This window comes from Microbulbifer maximicatervae (SeqCode) (assembly GCF_052467955.1).
This window is the reverse complement of the sequence record NZ_CP174329.1, coordinates 2,903,475-2,917,360: the sequence shown is the minus strand read 5'-3', so window position 1 is coordinate 2,917,360 and position 13,886 is coordinate 2,903,475. Positions and strand designations below refer to the sequence as shown.

At 47.3% G+C, this 13,886-nt stretch carries 16 protein-coding genes; 8 read left to right on the top strand and 8 right to left on the bottom strand.

Annotation, left to right across the window (positions count from 1 at the left end):
• The 3 genes from hypD to ACJJI5_RS12560 all read left to right on the top strand — a co-directional run bounded on the left by hypD (nt 1) and on the right by ACJJI5_RS12560 (nt 2,844).
• Entirely contained in the window at nt 1-1,128 is a 1,128-nt protein-coding gene (gene hypD, locus ACJJI5_RS12570) for a hydrogenase formation protein HypD (protein ID WP_445354207.1), read from the top strand.
• Nucleotides 1,094-2,131 carry a hydrogenase expression/formation protein HypE gene (gene hypE, locus ACJJI5_RS12565; RefSeq protein ID WP_445354206.1) on the top strand — a complete coding sequence of 346 codons (1,038 nt, stop codon included), beginning with the start codon at nt 1,094-1,096 and terminating at the stop codon, nt 2,129-2,131. Before hypD ends, hypE begins: the two co-directional genes overlap by 35 nt.
• Nucleotides 2,132-2,217: 86 nt before the next feature.
• Nucleotides 2,218-2,844, top strand: coding sequence for a LysE family translocator (locus tag ACJJI5_RS12560; protein ID WP_445354205.1), 627 nt, complete (start codon nt 2,218-2,220; stop codon nt 2,842-2,844).
• Between the two features lie 360 nt (nt 2,845-3,204).
• On the opposite strand, the gene ACJJI5_RS12555 is transcribed toward ACJJI5_RS12560, so the two are convergent.
• On the bottom strand, nt 3,205-3,789 hold the full coding sequence (locus tag ACJJI5_RS12555; protein WP_444913792.1) for a hypothetical protein: 585 nt from the start codon (nt 3,787-3,789) through the stop codon (nt 3,205-3,207).
• Nucleotides 3,790-3,985: 196 nt separating this feature from the next.
• On the opposite strand from ACJJI5_RS12555, the gene ACJJI5_RS12550 reads away from it, so the two are divergent.
• The 3 genes from ACJJI5_RS12550 to ACJJI5_RS12540 are packed head-to-tail and all read left to right on the top strand — an operon-like array spanning nt 3,986 to nt 6,185.
• On the top strand, nt 3,986-4,303 hold the full coding sequence (locus ACJJI5_RS12550; protein ID WP_413661967.1) for a hypothetical protein: 318 nt from the start codon (nt 3,986-3,988) through the stop codon (nt 4,301-4,303).
• Nucleotides 4,304-4,307: 4 nt separating this feature from the next.
• On the top strand, nt 4,308-4,580 hold the full coding sequence (locus ACJJI5_RS12545) for a hypothetical protein (RefSeq protein WP_108733205.1): 273 nt from the start codon (nt 4,308-4,310) through the stop codon (nt 4,578-4,580).
• A gap of 21 nt (nt 4,581-4,601) precedes the next feature.
• On the top strand, nt 4,602-6,185 hold the full coding sequence (locus tag ACJJI5_RS12540) for a PepSY-associated TM helix domain-containing protein (protein ID WP_445354204.1): 1,584 nt from the start codon (nt 4,602-4,604) through the stop codon (nt 6,183-6,185).
• A gap of 252 nt (nt 6,186-6,437) precedes the next feature.
• Here the strand turns inward: ACJJI5_RS12540 and ACJJI5_RS12535 are convergent, their stop codons facing one another.
• The 4 genes from ACJJI5_RS12535 to ACJJI5_RS12520 all read right to left on the bottom strand — a co-directional run bounded on the left by ACJJI5_RS12535 (nt 6,438) and on the right by ACJJI5_RS12520 (nt 9,298).
• Nucleotides 6,438-7,007, bottom strand: coding sequence for a carboxymuconolactone decarboxylase family protein (locus ACJJI5_RS12535; protein ID WP_445354203.1), 570 nt, complete (start codon nt 7,005-7,007; stop codon nt 6,438-6,440).
• A gap of 112 nt (nt 7,008-7,119) precedes the next feature.
• Nucleotides 7,120-8,064, bottom strand: a complete 945-nt coding sequence (locus tag ACJJI5_RS12530; RefSeq protein WP_445354202.1) for an SMP-30/gluconolactonase/LRE family protein — start codon at nt 8,062-8,064, stop codon at nt 7,120-7,122.
• Between the two features lie 129 nt (nt 8,065-8,193).
• Nucleotides 8,194-8,895, bottom strand: coding sequence for a cytochrome c biogenesis CcdA family protein (locus ACJJI5_RS12525; protein ID WP_445354201.1), 702 nt, complete (start codon nt 8,893-8,895; stop codon nt 8,194-8,196).
• The gene (locus tag ACJJI5_RS12520; RefSeq protein WP_445354200.1) at nt 8,888-9,298 is read right to left on the bottom strand and encodes a thioredoxin family protein; all 411 of its coding nucleotides are present in this window, start codon (nt 9,296-9,298) and stop codon (nt 8,888-8,890) included. The genes ACJJI5_RS12525 and ACJJI5_RS12520 overlap by 8 nt, the downstream gene beginning before the upstream one ends.
• 336 nt (nt 9,299-9,634) lie before the next feature.
• On the opposite strand from ACJJI5_RS12520, the gene ACJJI5_RS12515 reads away from it, so the two are divergent.
• Nucleotides 9,635-10,309 (top strand): hypothetical protein, encoded by a 675-nt coding sequence (locus ACJJI5_RS12515; protein WP_445354199.1) that lies wholly within the window; start codon nt 9,635-9,637, stop codon nt 10,307-10,309.
• Between the two features lie 120 nt (nt 10,310-10,429).
• Here the strand turns inward: ACJJI5_RS12515 and ACJJI5_RS12510 are convergent, their stop codons facing one another.
• The gene (locus ACJJI5_RS12510) at nt 10,430-10,798 is read right to left on the bottom strand and encodes a putative quinol monooxygenase (protein WP_108733199.1); all 369 of its coding nucleotides are present in this window, start codon (nt 10,796-10,798) and stop codon (nt 10,430-10,432) included.
• A 447-nt stretch (nt 10,799-11,245) separates the two neighbouring features.
• On the opposite strand from ACJJI5_RS12510, the gene ACJJI5_RS12505 reads away from it, so the two are divergent.
• Complete coding sequence (locus ACJJI5_RS12505; RefSeq protein WP_445354198.1) at nt 11,246-12,103, top strand: urea transporter; 858 nt, start codon at nt 11,246-11,248, stop codon at nt 12,101-12,103.
• Between the two features lie 21 nt (nt 12,104-12,124).
• Here ACJJI5_RS12505 and ACJJI5_RS12500 read toward each other — a convergent pair whose 3' ends face one another.
• Both ACJJI5_RS12500 and ACJJI5_RS12495 read right to left on the bottom strand, forming a co-directional pair.
• Complete coding sequence (locus ACJJI5_RS12500) at nt 12,125-12,547, bottom strand: SRPBCC family protein (protein WP_445354197.1); 423 nt, start codon at nt 12,545-12,547, stop codon at nt 12,125-12,127.
• A gap of 52 nt (nt 12,548-12,599) precedes the next feature.
• A protein-coding gene (locus ACJJI5_RS12495) for an IS3 family transposase (protein ID WP_444897071.1) occupies nt 12,600-13,762 on the bottom strand; the annotation gives its coding sequence in 2 pieces (ribosomal slippage) (nt 12,600-13,504 and nt 13,504-13,762; 1,164 coding nt in all).
• Nucleotides 13,763-13,886 lie beyond the last annotated feature (124 nt).

Below are 13,886 nucleotides of genomic sequence, written 5' to 3'. Positions count from 1 at the left end.
ATGAAATACCTCAAGGAATACCGCAACGGCGAGAACATCAAGCTAATTGCGGCAGAGATTCAGAAAGTCACCACTCGCCCATGGACTCTAATGGAGATCTGTGGAGGGCAAACCCATGCCATCGCAAAATATAACTTGCAGCAATTACTGCCCGAGGAGATTCAATTAGTACACGGACCCGGTTGCCCGGTTTGTGTTACACCGCAGGAAATCATCGATAGAGCTATTGCGATTGCTGCAATGCCCAATGTTATCTTCTGCTCCTTTGGCGATATGTTGCGAGTCCCCGGTTCAGATCGAGATTTACTAGAAGTCAAAGCTGCCGGAGGCGATGTCCGTATTGTCTACTCGCCGCTGCAAGCGCTCAATATGGCAGAGCAGAACCCCACCAAGCAGGTCGTATTCTTTGCGGTGGGTTTTGAAACGACCGCTACCGCCAATGCCCTAGCGCTGTCCCTCGCCAAGCAAAAGCAAATCGACAACTTTTACGCATTGATATCCCAGTTTTTGGTTACACCGGCGATTCAATCGATATGTGCCCGTGAAGACTGTCGGATTCAAGGTTTCCTAGCTGCAGGTCACGTCTGTGCAATAACCGGATATCGTCAGTACCGCAGCTTGGTGAAAAAACACCAGATTCCAATAGTGATTACAGGCTTTGAACCCCTGGATATTCTTGAAGGCGTACTCCGGTGTGTCCGTCAATTAGAAAATGGTCGCTGTGAAGTAGAAAACCAATATCAGCGCGCGGTTACTAAAACAGGTAATACCGTTGCCCAGGACTTGATTAAAGAGGTTTTTAAAGTAGCAACACAACAGTGGCGCGGTATAGGTGAAATTCCCGCTAGCGGTCTGGTATTGAGCGACGATTACTCAGGATTCAATGCAGAACAAACATTCAATCTTCCAGCATTGAGCATTTCTGAAAACAGGGGATGTATCAGTGGGGATATTATGCTGGGGCTAAAGAAGCCCGGGGATTGCCCTCACTTCGCTAAGACCTGCCAACCCCAGCAACCGCTGGGGGCGCCAATGGTTTCCACTGAAGGCGCTTGCGCGGCCTACTATCGCTACCAGAATCAGGTGGAATCGAATGAATCTGCAGTGTCCAATTCCACCAACCGCTGACGAGGTCGTACGCCTTGGCCATGGCAGCGGTGGGGAGATGACCCAACGCTTGATCGATCAATATATTCAACCTGTCTTCTCTAATCCCTGGCTATCCCAGGCCCATGACAGTGCAACACTTCCATGGAAACCGGATCAGCTCGTATTTACCACCGACTCCTTTGTCATCTCACCGCTTTTCTTTCCCGGAGGAAACATCGGTGAGCTCGCCGTTTATGGCACCGTCAACGATTTGGCTATGGCCGGCGCGGAACCCAAGTTTCTAAGCTGCGGCTTGATTCTCGAAGAGGGGTTGCCCCTGGAAACTCTCCAACGGGTTCTGATCTCGATGGCTGAGGCTGCCCGGAACTCAGGAATTACCTTAGTCACCGGCGATACCAAAGTGGTAGAGAAAGGGAAGGGGGATGGGCTCTATATCAATACCAGTGGCATCGGTACCCTGATAAGAGAACAACCCATTGATCCCAACCGTATTTGCCAAGGTGACTCTATTATCCTGTCCGGCGATCTCGGCCGCCATGGCATAGCGGTGATGGCCAGCCGAGAGGGACTCGAGTTTGAAAGTGATCTCCTCAGCGATTGTGCGCCACTGAATGGTGTAGTTGCACAAATGATCAATGCCGGAATTGAAGTTCATTGTCTGCGAGATCTCACACGAGGTGGGCTAGCCACCGCATTGGTGGAGCTAGCGGAAAACTGCGGACGGACCTTTGTCTTGGAGGAGAGCAAGATACCTGTTTGTGATGCCGTGCAGGGCGCTTGTGAGCTACTGGGGCTAGACCCACTCTATGTAGCGAATGAGGGGCGTTTTGTGTCTTTTGTCCCCGAAGCAGGTGTTAAGTTGGCACTTTCCATTCTTCGAAAAGCAACCGCAGATAGCAGCTTTGCGGTTATTGGTACTGTTGGGGGAGGAGGTAGCTCCCAGGTTATTTTAAAAAACAATTTGGGATGTGATCGGTTATTGCAGCGTTTACCTGGGGAGCAGTTGCCAAGGATTTGCTAGCCAGAAGCCTCAAAAGCACAATTTACGTACAGTTTTTGAGCATATAGAATCAATGCATAAAAGCTCTAACTATCACTGAGTACTTCATGACAATCTCTACATCCTTAGCTCTGTTCATTTCAATGCTAGTTCTAGCACTGATACCTGGGCCAGGAGTATTAGCTGTTGTTTCCCGGTCAGTGACACTCGGCTTGCGCCAGGGGTTAATTACAGTAGTGGGAATTGTTGTAGGTGATTATTTCTTTATTTTGTTAGCTCTGCTTGGCTTAGCAACGCTATCCGAAACCTTGGGGAGCTTATTCATAGTTATTAAATATGCTGGAGCAGCCTATCTTATCTGGCTGGGAGTGAATATCTTTCTCTCAGCAAAGAAAAGACAAGTCGACCAAAACCAAATAGCTACAAGCTACTCCCATAGCAGCTTTTCAAGTTTTCTACTGGGCTTAGTCACCACGCTGGGTAACCCGAAAGCTATTCTTTTCTACGTAAGCTTCTTTCCAGCCTTCCTCGATCTAACTCGCGTCGTTTCTTTGGACATTGCAATTATATTTGCAATTGCAACGCTAGCCGTAGGCAGTGTGATGGCCGGTTATGCGTACCTTGCCTGCAAGGCACGGTCAACAATCAGTCAATCAGGAAAGACCCCGGCTCTAAAATACGGCTCTGGGACTTTACTTATAGGAAGTGGTGTTTTTATTGCGGCAAAAAGTTAGTGCCTCCACAAGGTGCAGAAGTAATAGACCTAAGGAGCCTCTGAGTAACTCCGTAATGCCTCTGCGGGTCTTGAAGGCTGCAGATGTTAGGCGCAGCTCGCCGCGAATGGCCGTAGCCCTTTGCAAGAGCTGCAACGCAGCAGCTGTGGCCTTCAAGGCCCGCCCTTCGGGGCTTGCAGAGCGATTCACACTCCGCGTTGCGATTTCTTGAAAGGTCTAGACATTCCTGCGAAGCCGCGCCTTGATTGTGAACCGCTCTGCATGCCAGAGGTATCACGGAGTTACTCAGAGGCTCCCTAATTACTGCTCTCTGTTAGTTAGTCTAAGGAGGACGACCGTTTTACTTAGCTCTAAAGCTACTCACTCATGTCGGCCTGCTAATGCTACTTCTAGTGCCTTCCTGATTATTTTTGCATCATCCAGTGCTCGATGAACTGTGAATTTGTCAGAGTCCTCCAGCTTTTCGCGCTCATTAATGAATGCTCTTAGGTGATTTTCAGAGCCACCAATTAGCTCCTGAATATCCCTGAGTTCAAACTCCTGATGAATGCCAGTATCAGAAAAAAGGGCATTGCACCAAAAACTGTCCCAGTGCAGGGCATCACAATAGACAACTTGGCCTGAAAGAATCCTGTTTAGGCTATAAGCCACTGTAGTTGGATAAATACCCTTGGATTCCAGCTTTGATTGGGAAATGTTATGTATCGATTCAGCATCATCGGACCAATAAGACCAGTGTGGCATTGGTTTTATTAGCGCCTGGTATTCCACTGTTTCAGAGCAGAGGCCAACTTCTATAGGGTAACTCTGCTTGGATAAGCCACTGGCTTCGAAGTCAATAATCCACATGATATGAACGATAAGATATGGAAGAAAGGTAAAAGAACTTAGCACCTCTTCCTTACTAGCTTCCAGTCTGTCTGCATTTTCAAGCCAATTGAACAAACATGTATCTTAAGATAGACTACAACTGATAATGATTATTATTTGTGACTTAAATTTAAACCCGGTAGATCGCTAAATACAAAGCTTCCCAGTATTGAAGGCAATATTTGCAACTACGAAACTCCATTTCTGTAAAGAATAAGCGCAATGTTCAAAAAATCCGCGACCTCTAAGCAAAGAAGGCTGGAAAACTTCAATGTCTAACCTGGTGGCTTTCCTACTTACTTATTTGGCTGTACTACTTATTTTTGTAACCAGACATAAAGATCTACAGCTCAGTAGTTTTAAGCGCTTACAAAGAATTGCCTGGTGGGTGCTTCCGGTGAGTTCAATTCCTTATGGATTCCTATATGGTTGGGAGGTAGGGATACCCATTTGGCTTTGTGTCGCGATGTTCTGCGCTTTATTACAAGCACTGCTCGCCCCAATCAAACCTAATTGGCTGCTTCGCCATTTTCCACTGTCAGTAGTGGGCTTGTTGGTATTAGAGCAGGCTCTTCTGACTATCGGATAACTCTATGGCTGCTTCTATAAAAATCAGTTGGCAACAGGTCGCCCTGACCATTGTGCTGAGCATTATCTTGATGTTTTCCAGCACGGTGATGTTGTCGATTTACTGGCCGTCCGCCGAGCCAACAGAACGGATGGCAGCTGGATCTATGTTATCGACACTTTTATGGGTCGGGTATATGAGTATGGGGTTACTCGCCGCCTCCACTTGGCGCGCAGCGGCATACCTATTATCCCTGTTGCTGGTCATGCTCGGACTAAGCGCTCTTTCTTTTTTATAATTTTCGGTCTAGCCAACTTAAATGCAACAGCGTAGCAATATCCTTTTTTACGAAATTCACTCCTGGATTGGGGTGTTATTTTCTATTCTGCTATTCGTAATTTCCTTTTCCGGCGTGGTCGCACTATTTGGCCACGAGCTGACCCAATGGGAACGCCCCGAGCATCGTATTGCCTTCGATGCTGAAGCGCCTTTGGATGTAGATCAACTGGTCGCTCCGGTGCTCGCTGAGGCAAATATCGGTGAGGACAGCTTTTTTATGATCTCAATGCCAGACTACTACCATCCTATGCTGGAAGTGCTCTGGACTGATGCTGAAAGCGAGGAAACCGAGGTACGCCATATAAACCCCAATACCGGTGAAGTGCTGCCGCCCAGCGGCTCTGATTTCGCTGAGCTATTGACGTATATGCACACTGATCTACTGTTTCCCAGGCCTTTTGGACGCTACCTGGTTGGACTGATGGGCTTGGTGATGCTGCTCTCCATATTAAGTGGCATCATCATTCACAAGAAAATCTTTAAAGAGATGTTTAAATTCCGTGTGGATCGCAGCAGGCGGCTCAAATGGACAGACCTGCACAAAGTATTAGGGGTCTGGCCGCTACCGTTCCATATAGTGATTGCTTTTACCGGCGCAATACTTGGCCTCAATGGCATTATGATTCAGGTTGCTGCATTTTCTGCTTTTGAAGGTAATGTGGAAGCAGCAGTCGCCTCGGTAGTGGGGGAACATCCTGAGATAACTGGCGAGCCTTTGGAATCCAGTAGCTATAACCAAATACTGCTGCGCTACCAGGACCAAGTGCCTAATGCGAAACCCAAAGCCATTTATGTGGAGGCCTACGGGGATCGCAATCAGGTTGTCCAAGTCTCGGGCCAAACAAACGAGGCGCTGGTGCGCTTTGTTGATGTCAAATACCGCAGTGAAGATGGCGAAGTAGTTAACATCAATAACCCAGTGCAGGACTCAGGTCCGTTTATGCGGGTGTATTTTTCACTGACTCCGCTTCACTACGCACTCTACGGTGGCTTCCTGATAAAAGCCCTGTACTTTGTGTTGGGATTGGCATTGTGTTTGATGATGGTAACGGGCACCGTTATCTGGCAGGTTCGCAAGGCACAGAGACAGAAGCTTCCCTCTGGTGATATTAATACCCGAGGTTCCGGCTGGTTCCTCAGTTTGCTCACGGTAGGGGTTTGTGCCGGTTTGGTTGTCGCCACCGCGGCTACTTTCTATGCCAATAAGCTGTTACCTCCCGGTGGTGGTGGCGATCAGCGCTTTCACTGGATTGAAATGGTGTATCTCTCTGTATGGGGAGTGGCCATAGCCTGGGCGATGTTGCGCCGCCAGATAAAACCTGCATTAGCAGATCTCTCACTTTGTGCAGGCTTGCTACTGTGCGGCATCCCGCTGCTGAATGCGCTGGTAACTGGGAATGGTCTGCTGGTCCCCTGGAAGTCCATCACTTTGCCAGTAGTCTTCACTGACCTGGGCGCCCTGGTAATGGGTGTCATTTGCCTCTATTCGAGCAGATATATCTATAGGCAGGTATCCCAGTCAAAGCAGTCTGCAGATATACCCCAAGCTGTTGCCGCCCAATAACGGGCTATTTCCTGCGAGATGGCGAATGCCATCTCGTAACCTCAATAGAATCTGTACAGCACTGGAATAGGGCGCTGCAACCTATCCCAACTACACACTTTACCTTCCACTCAATTACTCTCGAAGAGAGTGGTATTTGCTTTCAAGCATTCAGAGGACGCTACTTTTTTCACAACTTACATATGGGATGAGTGTGTCGTTGGGATGGATAAACCCAGAACATTCTTGCCCCCTCCCGAACCGAGATTTTCCCTAACTCCCGTTACCAGGTATGGAAATATCAAAACCATTTAAAATGGCAGAGACCTGATGATAGCCAGCCACGAGAAAGACCAGTTCGGCGGCGCCCTCGTTACCGAAAGCACTCACGGCCATCTCCCAAGTAGCCTTTGGCAGGCGGCCTCCAGCTGCAAGTGATGCGGCGACATCATAAGCAGCGGCTTCCTCAAAAGTTAGGTCTATCGGACGCTGGCCCGCTGCGATAGTGGCAATTTTGCTCCTTGCCAACTCACTTTTCTCACCAATAACCGTATGGGAGTACAACTCATAACCCGCTTTAAAATGAGCTGCGGTGATTAGAATCGCAACCTCCCGAGCAGCCTTAGGAAGCGTGGGTTTGTCCGCAATAGCCTTGATATTGTCCCACCAGGGCTTTCCAAACCTGGGATATTGCAGTGCTGGTGCCCAGGGCCCCAGTAAAGCGCCATCCTTGCGCTTCTTGATGAAACCTGTGAAATACCCCTTCATCTCATTACTCATATCTTCGTAAAGAGGTTTCTGTTCTTCGCTGAGCTCTTCTGGTGGGATGGCAGGGATACGCAACTGACACCTCTCTTGTCCAATTGGCGATTCAGATTTATCACACACAAAGATTCTAGCCCGACAGAACGCAAGAATAGGGATGCCTATTTGAAGAGTTGCAATTAAGAGCTAGTTAACTGCCGAACTTTGGCTCAGGAAGCCCCTGAACTCCAAGCCCGTGAACGGCTAAGATACAGCCCGGTTGAGGATGTCGAGCCAGTTCCCCTTTAGTGAGGAATGACTGCTGAGATGTGACAAACAGTGTCTCATAATTATTACCGCCAAAAGCGATACAGGTAGGGCTGCGAATCGGCAGGTCGATCTCTCTATCAAGCCTTCCTTTGGGATCCACTCGCAATATTTTGCTCCCAAGATTCAACGCAAACCAGTAAAACCCCTCCGTATCTACCGTTGCACCGTCGACAATTCCTGGTTGTCGGTCTTCAATGGAGAAGAAAGGGCGCCGGTTACTAATCCGGCCGTCACTGATATCCAGATCGAATACGTAAACCATATGTCCAAAGGTATCCCCGAAATACATTCGCGTATCTTCAGGGTCAAAAGCAATGCCGTTGGCTACAACAAAGCGAAAATCCTTATCGGCCTTTCGGTAAGTTAAATCGGGCTCCAAACAATAGAGATAGGAAGATTTGTCTTTAAAACGCACATCCATACTACCGCACCAGAAACGTCCATAGCGGTCCACTTTGCCATCATTCAAACGACTGTGGGGCCTACCGGGTTCAGGATTAACGATTGTATCGACACGCCTGTTTTCCAAGTCGATCGCAAAGAAACCGGAGCATCCACCTCCGATCATTCCGCCTCCACGGCGGAAGCCAAAGGAGCCTATTTGTTCAGGCATCTCCCAGGTCTTGCGTTCGCCTGTTTCGATATTGAAACTTCTTATGGATGGAGGCCGGGCGTCAGTGGGGTCAGGTTCGGGGTTAACGTGATCAGCCCAATAGATAGACTTGTCTTCCGCTGACCAAATCGGTGTCTCGCCCAATCCATCATTGCACTCCCATAGACACTCGATTTCTACCACCGTAAATCCTCCAATATGAAAAGTGCGCATTCACACCGATGAAGGGAGCGAGTACCTAATGAGTCGTAAGGCTAATTTTGTGATTCCAAGTTAAGAAGGCCGAATAAGAATACCCGGCCCGTAAAAACCAATATGGCTTGGCTTACCACTAAAAGACCATCAAAAACTGAAAGTCCACCCAGGAATCCAATTCAAAGCCCAGGCTTCCATTACTTTATCAAGCCCACTCAAGACCAGTATCCCGAGTAGTAATAGTATAAGACCTAGTACTGTTTTGCCTCCAATCGCGAAAGCCCCAACTGATGGTGACAGTCGAGTATAAATCTGCCTCGATAGCCCCCCAGCCACTAAAAGCGCTGTACCGGTACCTAGTCCGAAAGCAAACATCACCATAAATGACTGCCCCAATTGTTGGCCCATGGAAGCCAGTGCTATAGCGGCACCCAGGGTAGGGCCAACACATGGCAGCCAGATGATTCCGGTAAGGAAGCCAATACCAAACTGCCCAGCCCAAGCTCCATCACCGGTAATGCTCGCCCCTGCGGTGATTTTTGATAAACGCAAGGTCAGCCAATCGGAAAGTGGTTTGATCAACAAGACTAATGCAACCGCCACTAACATTATCGCGGCAATATAGCGGAAGAGTTCTGGGTCTAATCCTAAGGAGACCAATAGAAAGCTCAGCACCGTACCTGCCAATGCAAATGACAAGCTCAGCCCAATCGCCAACGCGTACGGCCCCCAGCGCCCGGCACTACTAGAAGCCCCGACAACCATTGGCACCAATGGCCAAACACAGGGAGAGAGAATACTGAGAGTACCCGCGATCAAAGCCAGGGGGATGGCGCTAAGCTCAAGCATTGTCAGTGCAAGCCTTAACTGAATCGAAGATATTCTGCTGAATTACATCGGCACGAGTTTCGGCAACACTGAACCACACTTGTTGCTCCCCATTAAACAGTAGTAGCGTTGATTGCCGAGGAGCGCGGAAGTGCTTAACCCACTTTTTCTGGGAGTCGAAATCCACATTCAGGATCGTAAGGCCACATTGGGCATTGTCCCTCTGAAACTGCGTCAGAATCTCGCCCTGCTTTTTACAGGTTGGGCACCAATCTGCTCTCACATCGATCAAAATGGGTCGTTTGGCGGCTTGTAACTCCTTGAATCGTTCTTCGGAAAATGGCTCTGATGCTAGAGCGAATGGCATAGAAAAAACTAATGTAGCGGCGATCAAGGTGCGAAGAGCTAAGCGGATAAATTTCATACAATCCATATCCTTAGTGGCAGGGTATAAGCCCCAATTTGAAGACAGTCTGTTTAGATACCCATCTTGGTCGTATTGGAGTGCAATTTCTTACAGTAAGGCTAAGAGGATTTGTTTGACTAGGAACCCTGGGGCGATTCTCTGTGTATTCAGGAACGAAGAAGGCTAACTGGAGGAGGGTGATGGCCTCATTGTCAAAAAGTAACAACCAGGTGAAGTTGGAGCCTCCAAAGAACTTATAAGGTCTGTGGGAGTCCTACCTGTTATCGCACTAATCACAGAGTTTTTCGGAAAAGGATTTTGGCCAGGTCTATTGAGATATGGTCTACGAAGTAGATGGATTTTAATACGACGACACCTGCACTCTCCAACATCAAAACCACCAAAAATTGGCGCTTTGCAGTCTCAGTACTTATTGCTATTGGAACCCATATAGCACTGATAGTTGTTCCAGTATCAATAGCTCCAAGTCCAACTCCTAGAACCAACACGTCGCTAGAAGTCAATTTACTGGCCCCATTTACTTCTCTGCCTTCTACGTCTCCGCCAACTGCTGAAGAACCGAGCGTAGTATCAGAGCAGGATACCGCTCCGACAGATGCAGTAACCGTTACTAGCCCACCAATATCTGATAGTTTGAATAAGGTGAAGCCAGCCAAAATAGAAGAGCCACCACCCAAATTGGAAGGAGCATTAGAGGCAAGGCCCCATTCCGAGGATCTCCCAACTGCGCCAAGGTCAGGGCGACAACCGTCTGTATTCAATCCCGCTCTTGAGAGAAAAATAGCCAGGGAACGCAACAAAGTCCGTCGATATCAGCCTACAGAAAACAGATACCAGACCTCGACAGGAACCTTTGTTCAAGTTGGAGACCGCTGTTTTGATGTTAAAGAGCTACCTGCTACAAATACAGACAGTGATCTAAACCCATGGTTTGGTGCGAAGTGTCCAGATAATTCCAGATCACAAGCAGAAATCGATCGATTGGCTGAGAAATATGGGATTCCATGAAGCTGCTGGAGTAACTTTTTATAAATGAAAGGGTACCCAACCTTCACCAGTTGTCTTGAAACATGTAGTTATCAACTCAACTGGTGAAAGTCTTACAACTTTACTTTTTTCCCTAAACGGTTAGTGAGCCTTACCGCCTGAACGTTCAAATCCAGCGTAAGGGTGGTATAGAGTTGATTGCAGGCCTGAGTGACGCTCCCGAAGATCTTGTGGCATATCTCCCAGGTGGACTAAGCGAGTCGGTTCAGCAGCCGCTATCCAACGATCGGCAAAGTTGTCCCACGAGTCAATATGCTTATGAGCGGATTTGGAATCCTTGAAATGCTCATAGATAAGCACGTTTCCATCATCGGTTACGTAATACTGGTAGTTCAGGGTTCCACCTTCTTTCTTAGTTGCTGCGACCATCTCATTCACAACAGCTTTGAACTCCGCTTCATGTCCCTTTCTTATCTTTCCCTCGATAATCCAACCTACGTTGTTAAACATGCTTGCTACCTCACTACCGAAAGTATCGTTTAACCATATACACCGGAATAGCTTAAAGTACTACCCACGGCGCTTAAGTGGTGTGTTGAATTGTAGATGGTTTTTGGGGAAGCACATTTAATCACAGGTATGAAGAAAATTTAATAAGTTAAAGCAGACTACAGGCTTCTGATCAGAACGTGACAGTCAACTAAGTAGCACTACAATATATCGAGCTTACCTGGTAAATGTGTATTGCCCATGGCTTATTCTGGATAACCTAAAGTTAATAGTATATTTATGACCGTGAACAAGTGAGCGGGTAGGGTCAATTACAACTTATTCAGGTTAAGAAAGATAATGGATAACCCCTTTGCTAATTTCATACACAATATATTCTAATTTCACTTGGCTCAAAATCTGGCAGCCACACTAACTAATTCGAATTAAGGCTGTAATAGAGATACTATGACAAAGCCAATAACTACAAAACTCAGAAATTGTCTTGTCAGTCTCTTCAGAGGAATTAGCCAGGTCATCCTGCAAAGAAACGCCTTGAGTGGCTTTCTATTCATACTCGGAGTAACAGTTAACTCTATTGCCATGGCTATAGGGGTCGCAATTGGGGTTATCACCTCAACTGCCTGTGCAAATATCCTTAATTATCCCGTAAAACAAATTGAGGATGGACTATTTGGGTACAATGGAGCTTTGATCGGTGTAGTCATATTCTTATTATATGCTCCATCCCTAATGACTTTTTTATTGATTGTCGGTGGAAGTGCTTTAGCAGTCTTAATTATGCGCTTTATGCTGCTTCATTTTGTCCTTCCGCCTTATACTGCACCCTACATTCTGGTGATATGGGCTATATGGATATTGGCTCCAGCACTAGATCTAGCGCCAACTACAGTATTTGTTAACGAAAACACCTCAACCTGGGGGATATTCGAAGGTATTGGTCAAATTATCTTTCAGAACAATGCCATTACAGGTATTTGTTTTTTAATTGGGATTTTTATCTCGAATAAATCTCATGCGTGTTGGAGTATTATTGGTGGAATGCTGGCCACATCACTGGCCATGTTCCTGGCCTTATCACCCACATTAATTCTTGCCGGGCTCTTCGGTTACAATGCATCTTTGAGCGCTATTGCATTATCAAATGGTCGTAAGCGATGGCTAGCCCCAATTGCAGGGAGCATATTAACCGTTCCAATCGCAATGGCTTTTATGAGCGCTGATATTATTGTATTAACCGCACCATTTGTTATCGCTAGCTGGATTATATTGTTGATCCAAAGAAAACTTACATTAACTCATTAATCCAGTCCATTAGAGAAAACACTAACTCGTGAAAGATTCGGTAAGTACAGCTTCCATTTGACGAATTGATTGAGTCCAACTGACTTTTGCCAGTTTTGCATAGTCAGTGTTGAGAAGCGTATGTGTCAGAGTAACGATGGTACCAAGCTCACTGCCCCTGAAAACAACTTCGACCAAAGATGCATTCTCTTGCGGCTCGGTGCTGTTTGGCAGATTAAGATTGCAATGCTCGTGGACTTCAAAAACCAATCGCTTTGGCCTGTCAACGCTGCGATACACACCAGACATAATGCAGGAACTGCCGTTTGGAGCAGTCATCTCAAAAGCAAAGCACCCACCAACCTTGGCGGTGAGGTTGAGTACACGTGTCGTGAAATCGTCAGGCCCCCACCATTTTTCAACCATGTTGGGTATGATCCAGGCATCAAAGACCTTCTCTGGCACTGCCCGGACTGTATAAGAGATCTGATCCTACCCACCAACAACGGACACACCACTAAGCGACTAGTTGTTCCTCAAACGCCTCAGGGCTGAGATAGCCATTGGCGCTGTGTAAGCGATTTCGATTGTAGTCTATTTCTATATACTCAAATACGGTTTCCCGCATGAGGCACCTTGTAGGAAAGCGGTTACCATGGATTACTTCTACCTTAAGTGAGTGGAAGAACGTTTCTGCGCAGGCGTTATCATAGCAGTTACCTTTGGCGCTCATGCTGCACCGCAGATCATAAGCTGTAATTAAAGATTGATAATCTTTAGAGCAATATTGGCTTCCCCTGTCAGTATGCACGATAACATTTGTAGGTTTCTTACGTCGCCATAAAGCCATTTGAAGGGCGTCACAGACCAATGTAGCTGTCATCGTTTCTGACATCGCCCAACCAATAACCAGCCGACTATATAGGTCTATCACTACAGCCAGATATAACCAACCCTCTTCTGTTCGTAGGTAGGTAATATCCCCGACCCATTTCTGATTCGGCGCTTCAGTATTGAAGTTCTGCTCGAGCAGATTTGGGGCCACTGGCAGACCATGTTTTGAGTAGGTTGTGGCTTTATATCTCTTGGCGGCTTTAGCCCGTAGGCCCTGTCGACGCATGCTGGCAGCAACTGTTTTTTGATTATATTTACTCCCCTCACTGGCCAATTCCCTCGTCAGGCGAGGGGCGCCACTACGTTCTTTACTGGCTATAAAGCGCTGCTGTACCAAACCATCAAGCTCCATTTGGTACTGCTGGCGCTTGGATTGATCGGCCGATCTTGACACCCAATCGTAAAACCCACTGCGAGATACGCTCAATACCTTAGCCATCGCTTTGATGCTGAACTTATGCCTGTGCTTTAGCATGAAGGCGTACCTCATTTCAGGCTCTTTGCAAAGTACGCTGCGGCCTTTTTTAAGATCGCCAGCTCCTCTGCCTGCTCAGCCAGCTGCCGCTTAAGGCGAGCATTCTCTGTGGCCAGCTCTCTCTCGGCATCCCCTCGGCTCTGATGTAACTTAGCCTTGCTTCGCCATCCGTAAATCTGGGAAGGATGTAACCCAAGCTGTTTAGCGGCAACGCTTACCCCTACCTTGACCGCCAGTGCTAGGGCATCTTTTCTATATTCCTCTGAGTATTTTTTACGAGTGGTTTTGGTTGATTTACTTGATCGTGTCATAGGGCACCTCTGCTGCGTAGTTTATCGCTTAAGAGAGTGTCCGTCTTTGGTGGGTAGGATCAATCAGTTCGGTTCGAACATCCTTTTGATATGTAAAATCGATCACTGTTGCACCTTATTCTTT

Coding starts and splice junctions, on each gene's coding strand:
- hypD (WP_445354207.1), top strand. CDS start 1: ATGAAATACCTCAAGGAATACCGCAACGGCGAGAACATCAAGCTAATT.
- hypE (WP_445354206.1), top strand. CDS start 1,094: ATGAATCTGCAGTGTCCAATTCCACCAACCGCTGACGAGGTCGTACGC.
- ACJJI5_RS12560 (WP_445354205.1), top strand. CDS start 2,218: ATGACAATCTCTACATCCTTAGCTCTGTTCATTTCAATGCTAGTTCTA.
- ACJJI5_RS12550 (WP_413661967.1), top strand. CDS start 3,986: ATGTCTAACCTGGTGGCTTTCCTACTTACTTATTTGGCTGTACTACTT.
- ACJJI5_RS12545 (WP_108733205.1), top strand. CDS start 4,308: ATGGCTGCTTCTATAAAAATCAGTTGGCAACAGGTCGCCCTGACCATT.
- ACJJI5_RS12540 (WP_445354204.1), top strand. CDS start 4,602: ATGCAACAGCGTAGCAATATCCTTTTTTACGAAATTCACTCCTGGATT.
- ACJJI5_RS12530 (WP_445354202.1), bottom strand. CDS start 8,064: ATGCGCACTTTTCATATTGGAGGATTTACGGTGGTAGAAATCGAGTGT.
- ACJJI5_RS12525 (WP_445354201.1), bottom strand. CDS start 8,895: ATGCTTGAGCTTAGCGCCATCCCCCTGGCTTTGATCGCGGGTACTCTC.
- ACJJI5_RS12520 (WP_445354200.1), bottom strand. CDS start 9,298: ATGAAATTTATCCGCTTAGCTCTTCGCACCTTGATCGCCGCTACATTA.
- ACJJI5_RS12515 (WP_445354199.1), top strand. CDS start 9,635: ATGGATTTTAATACGACGACACCTGCACTCTCCAACATCAAAACCACC.
- ACJJI5_RS12510 (WP_108733199.1), bottom strand. CDS start 10,798: ATGTTTAACAACGTAGGTTGGATTATCGAGGGAAAGATAAGAAAGGGA.
- ACJJI5_RS12505 (WP_445354198.1), top strand. CDS start 11,246: ATGACAAAGCCAATAACTACAAAACTCAGAAATTGTCTTGTCAGTCTC.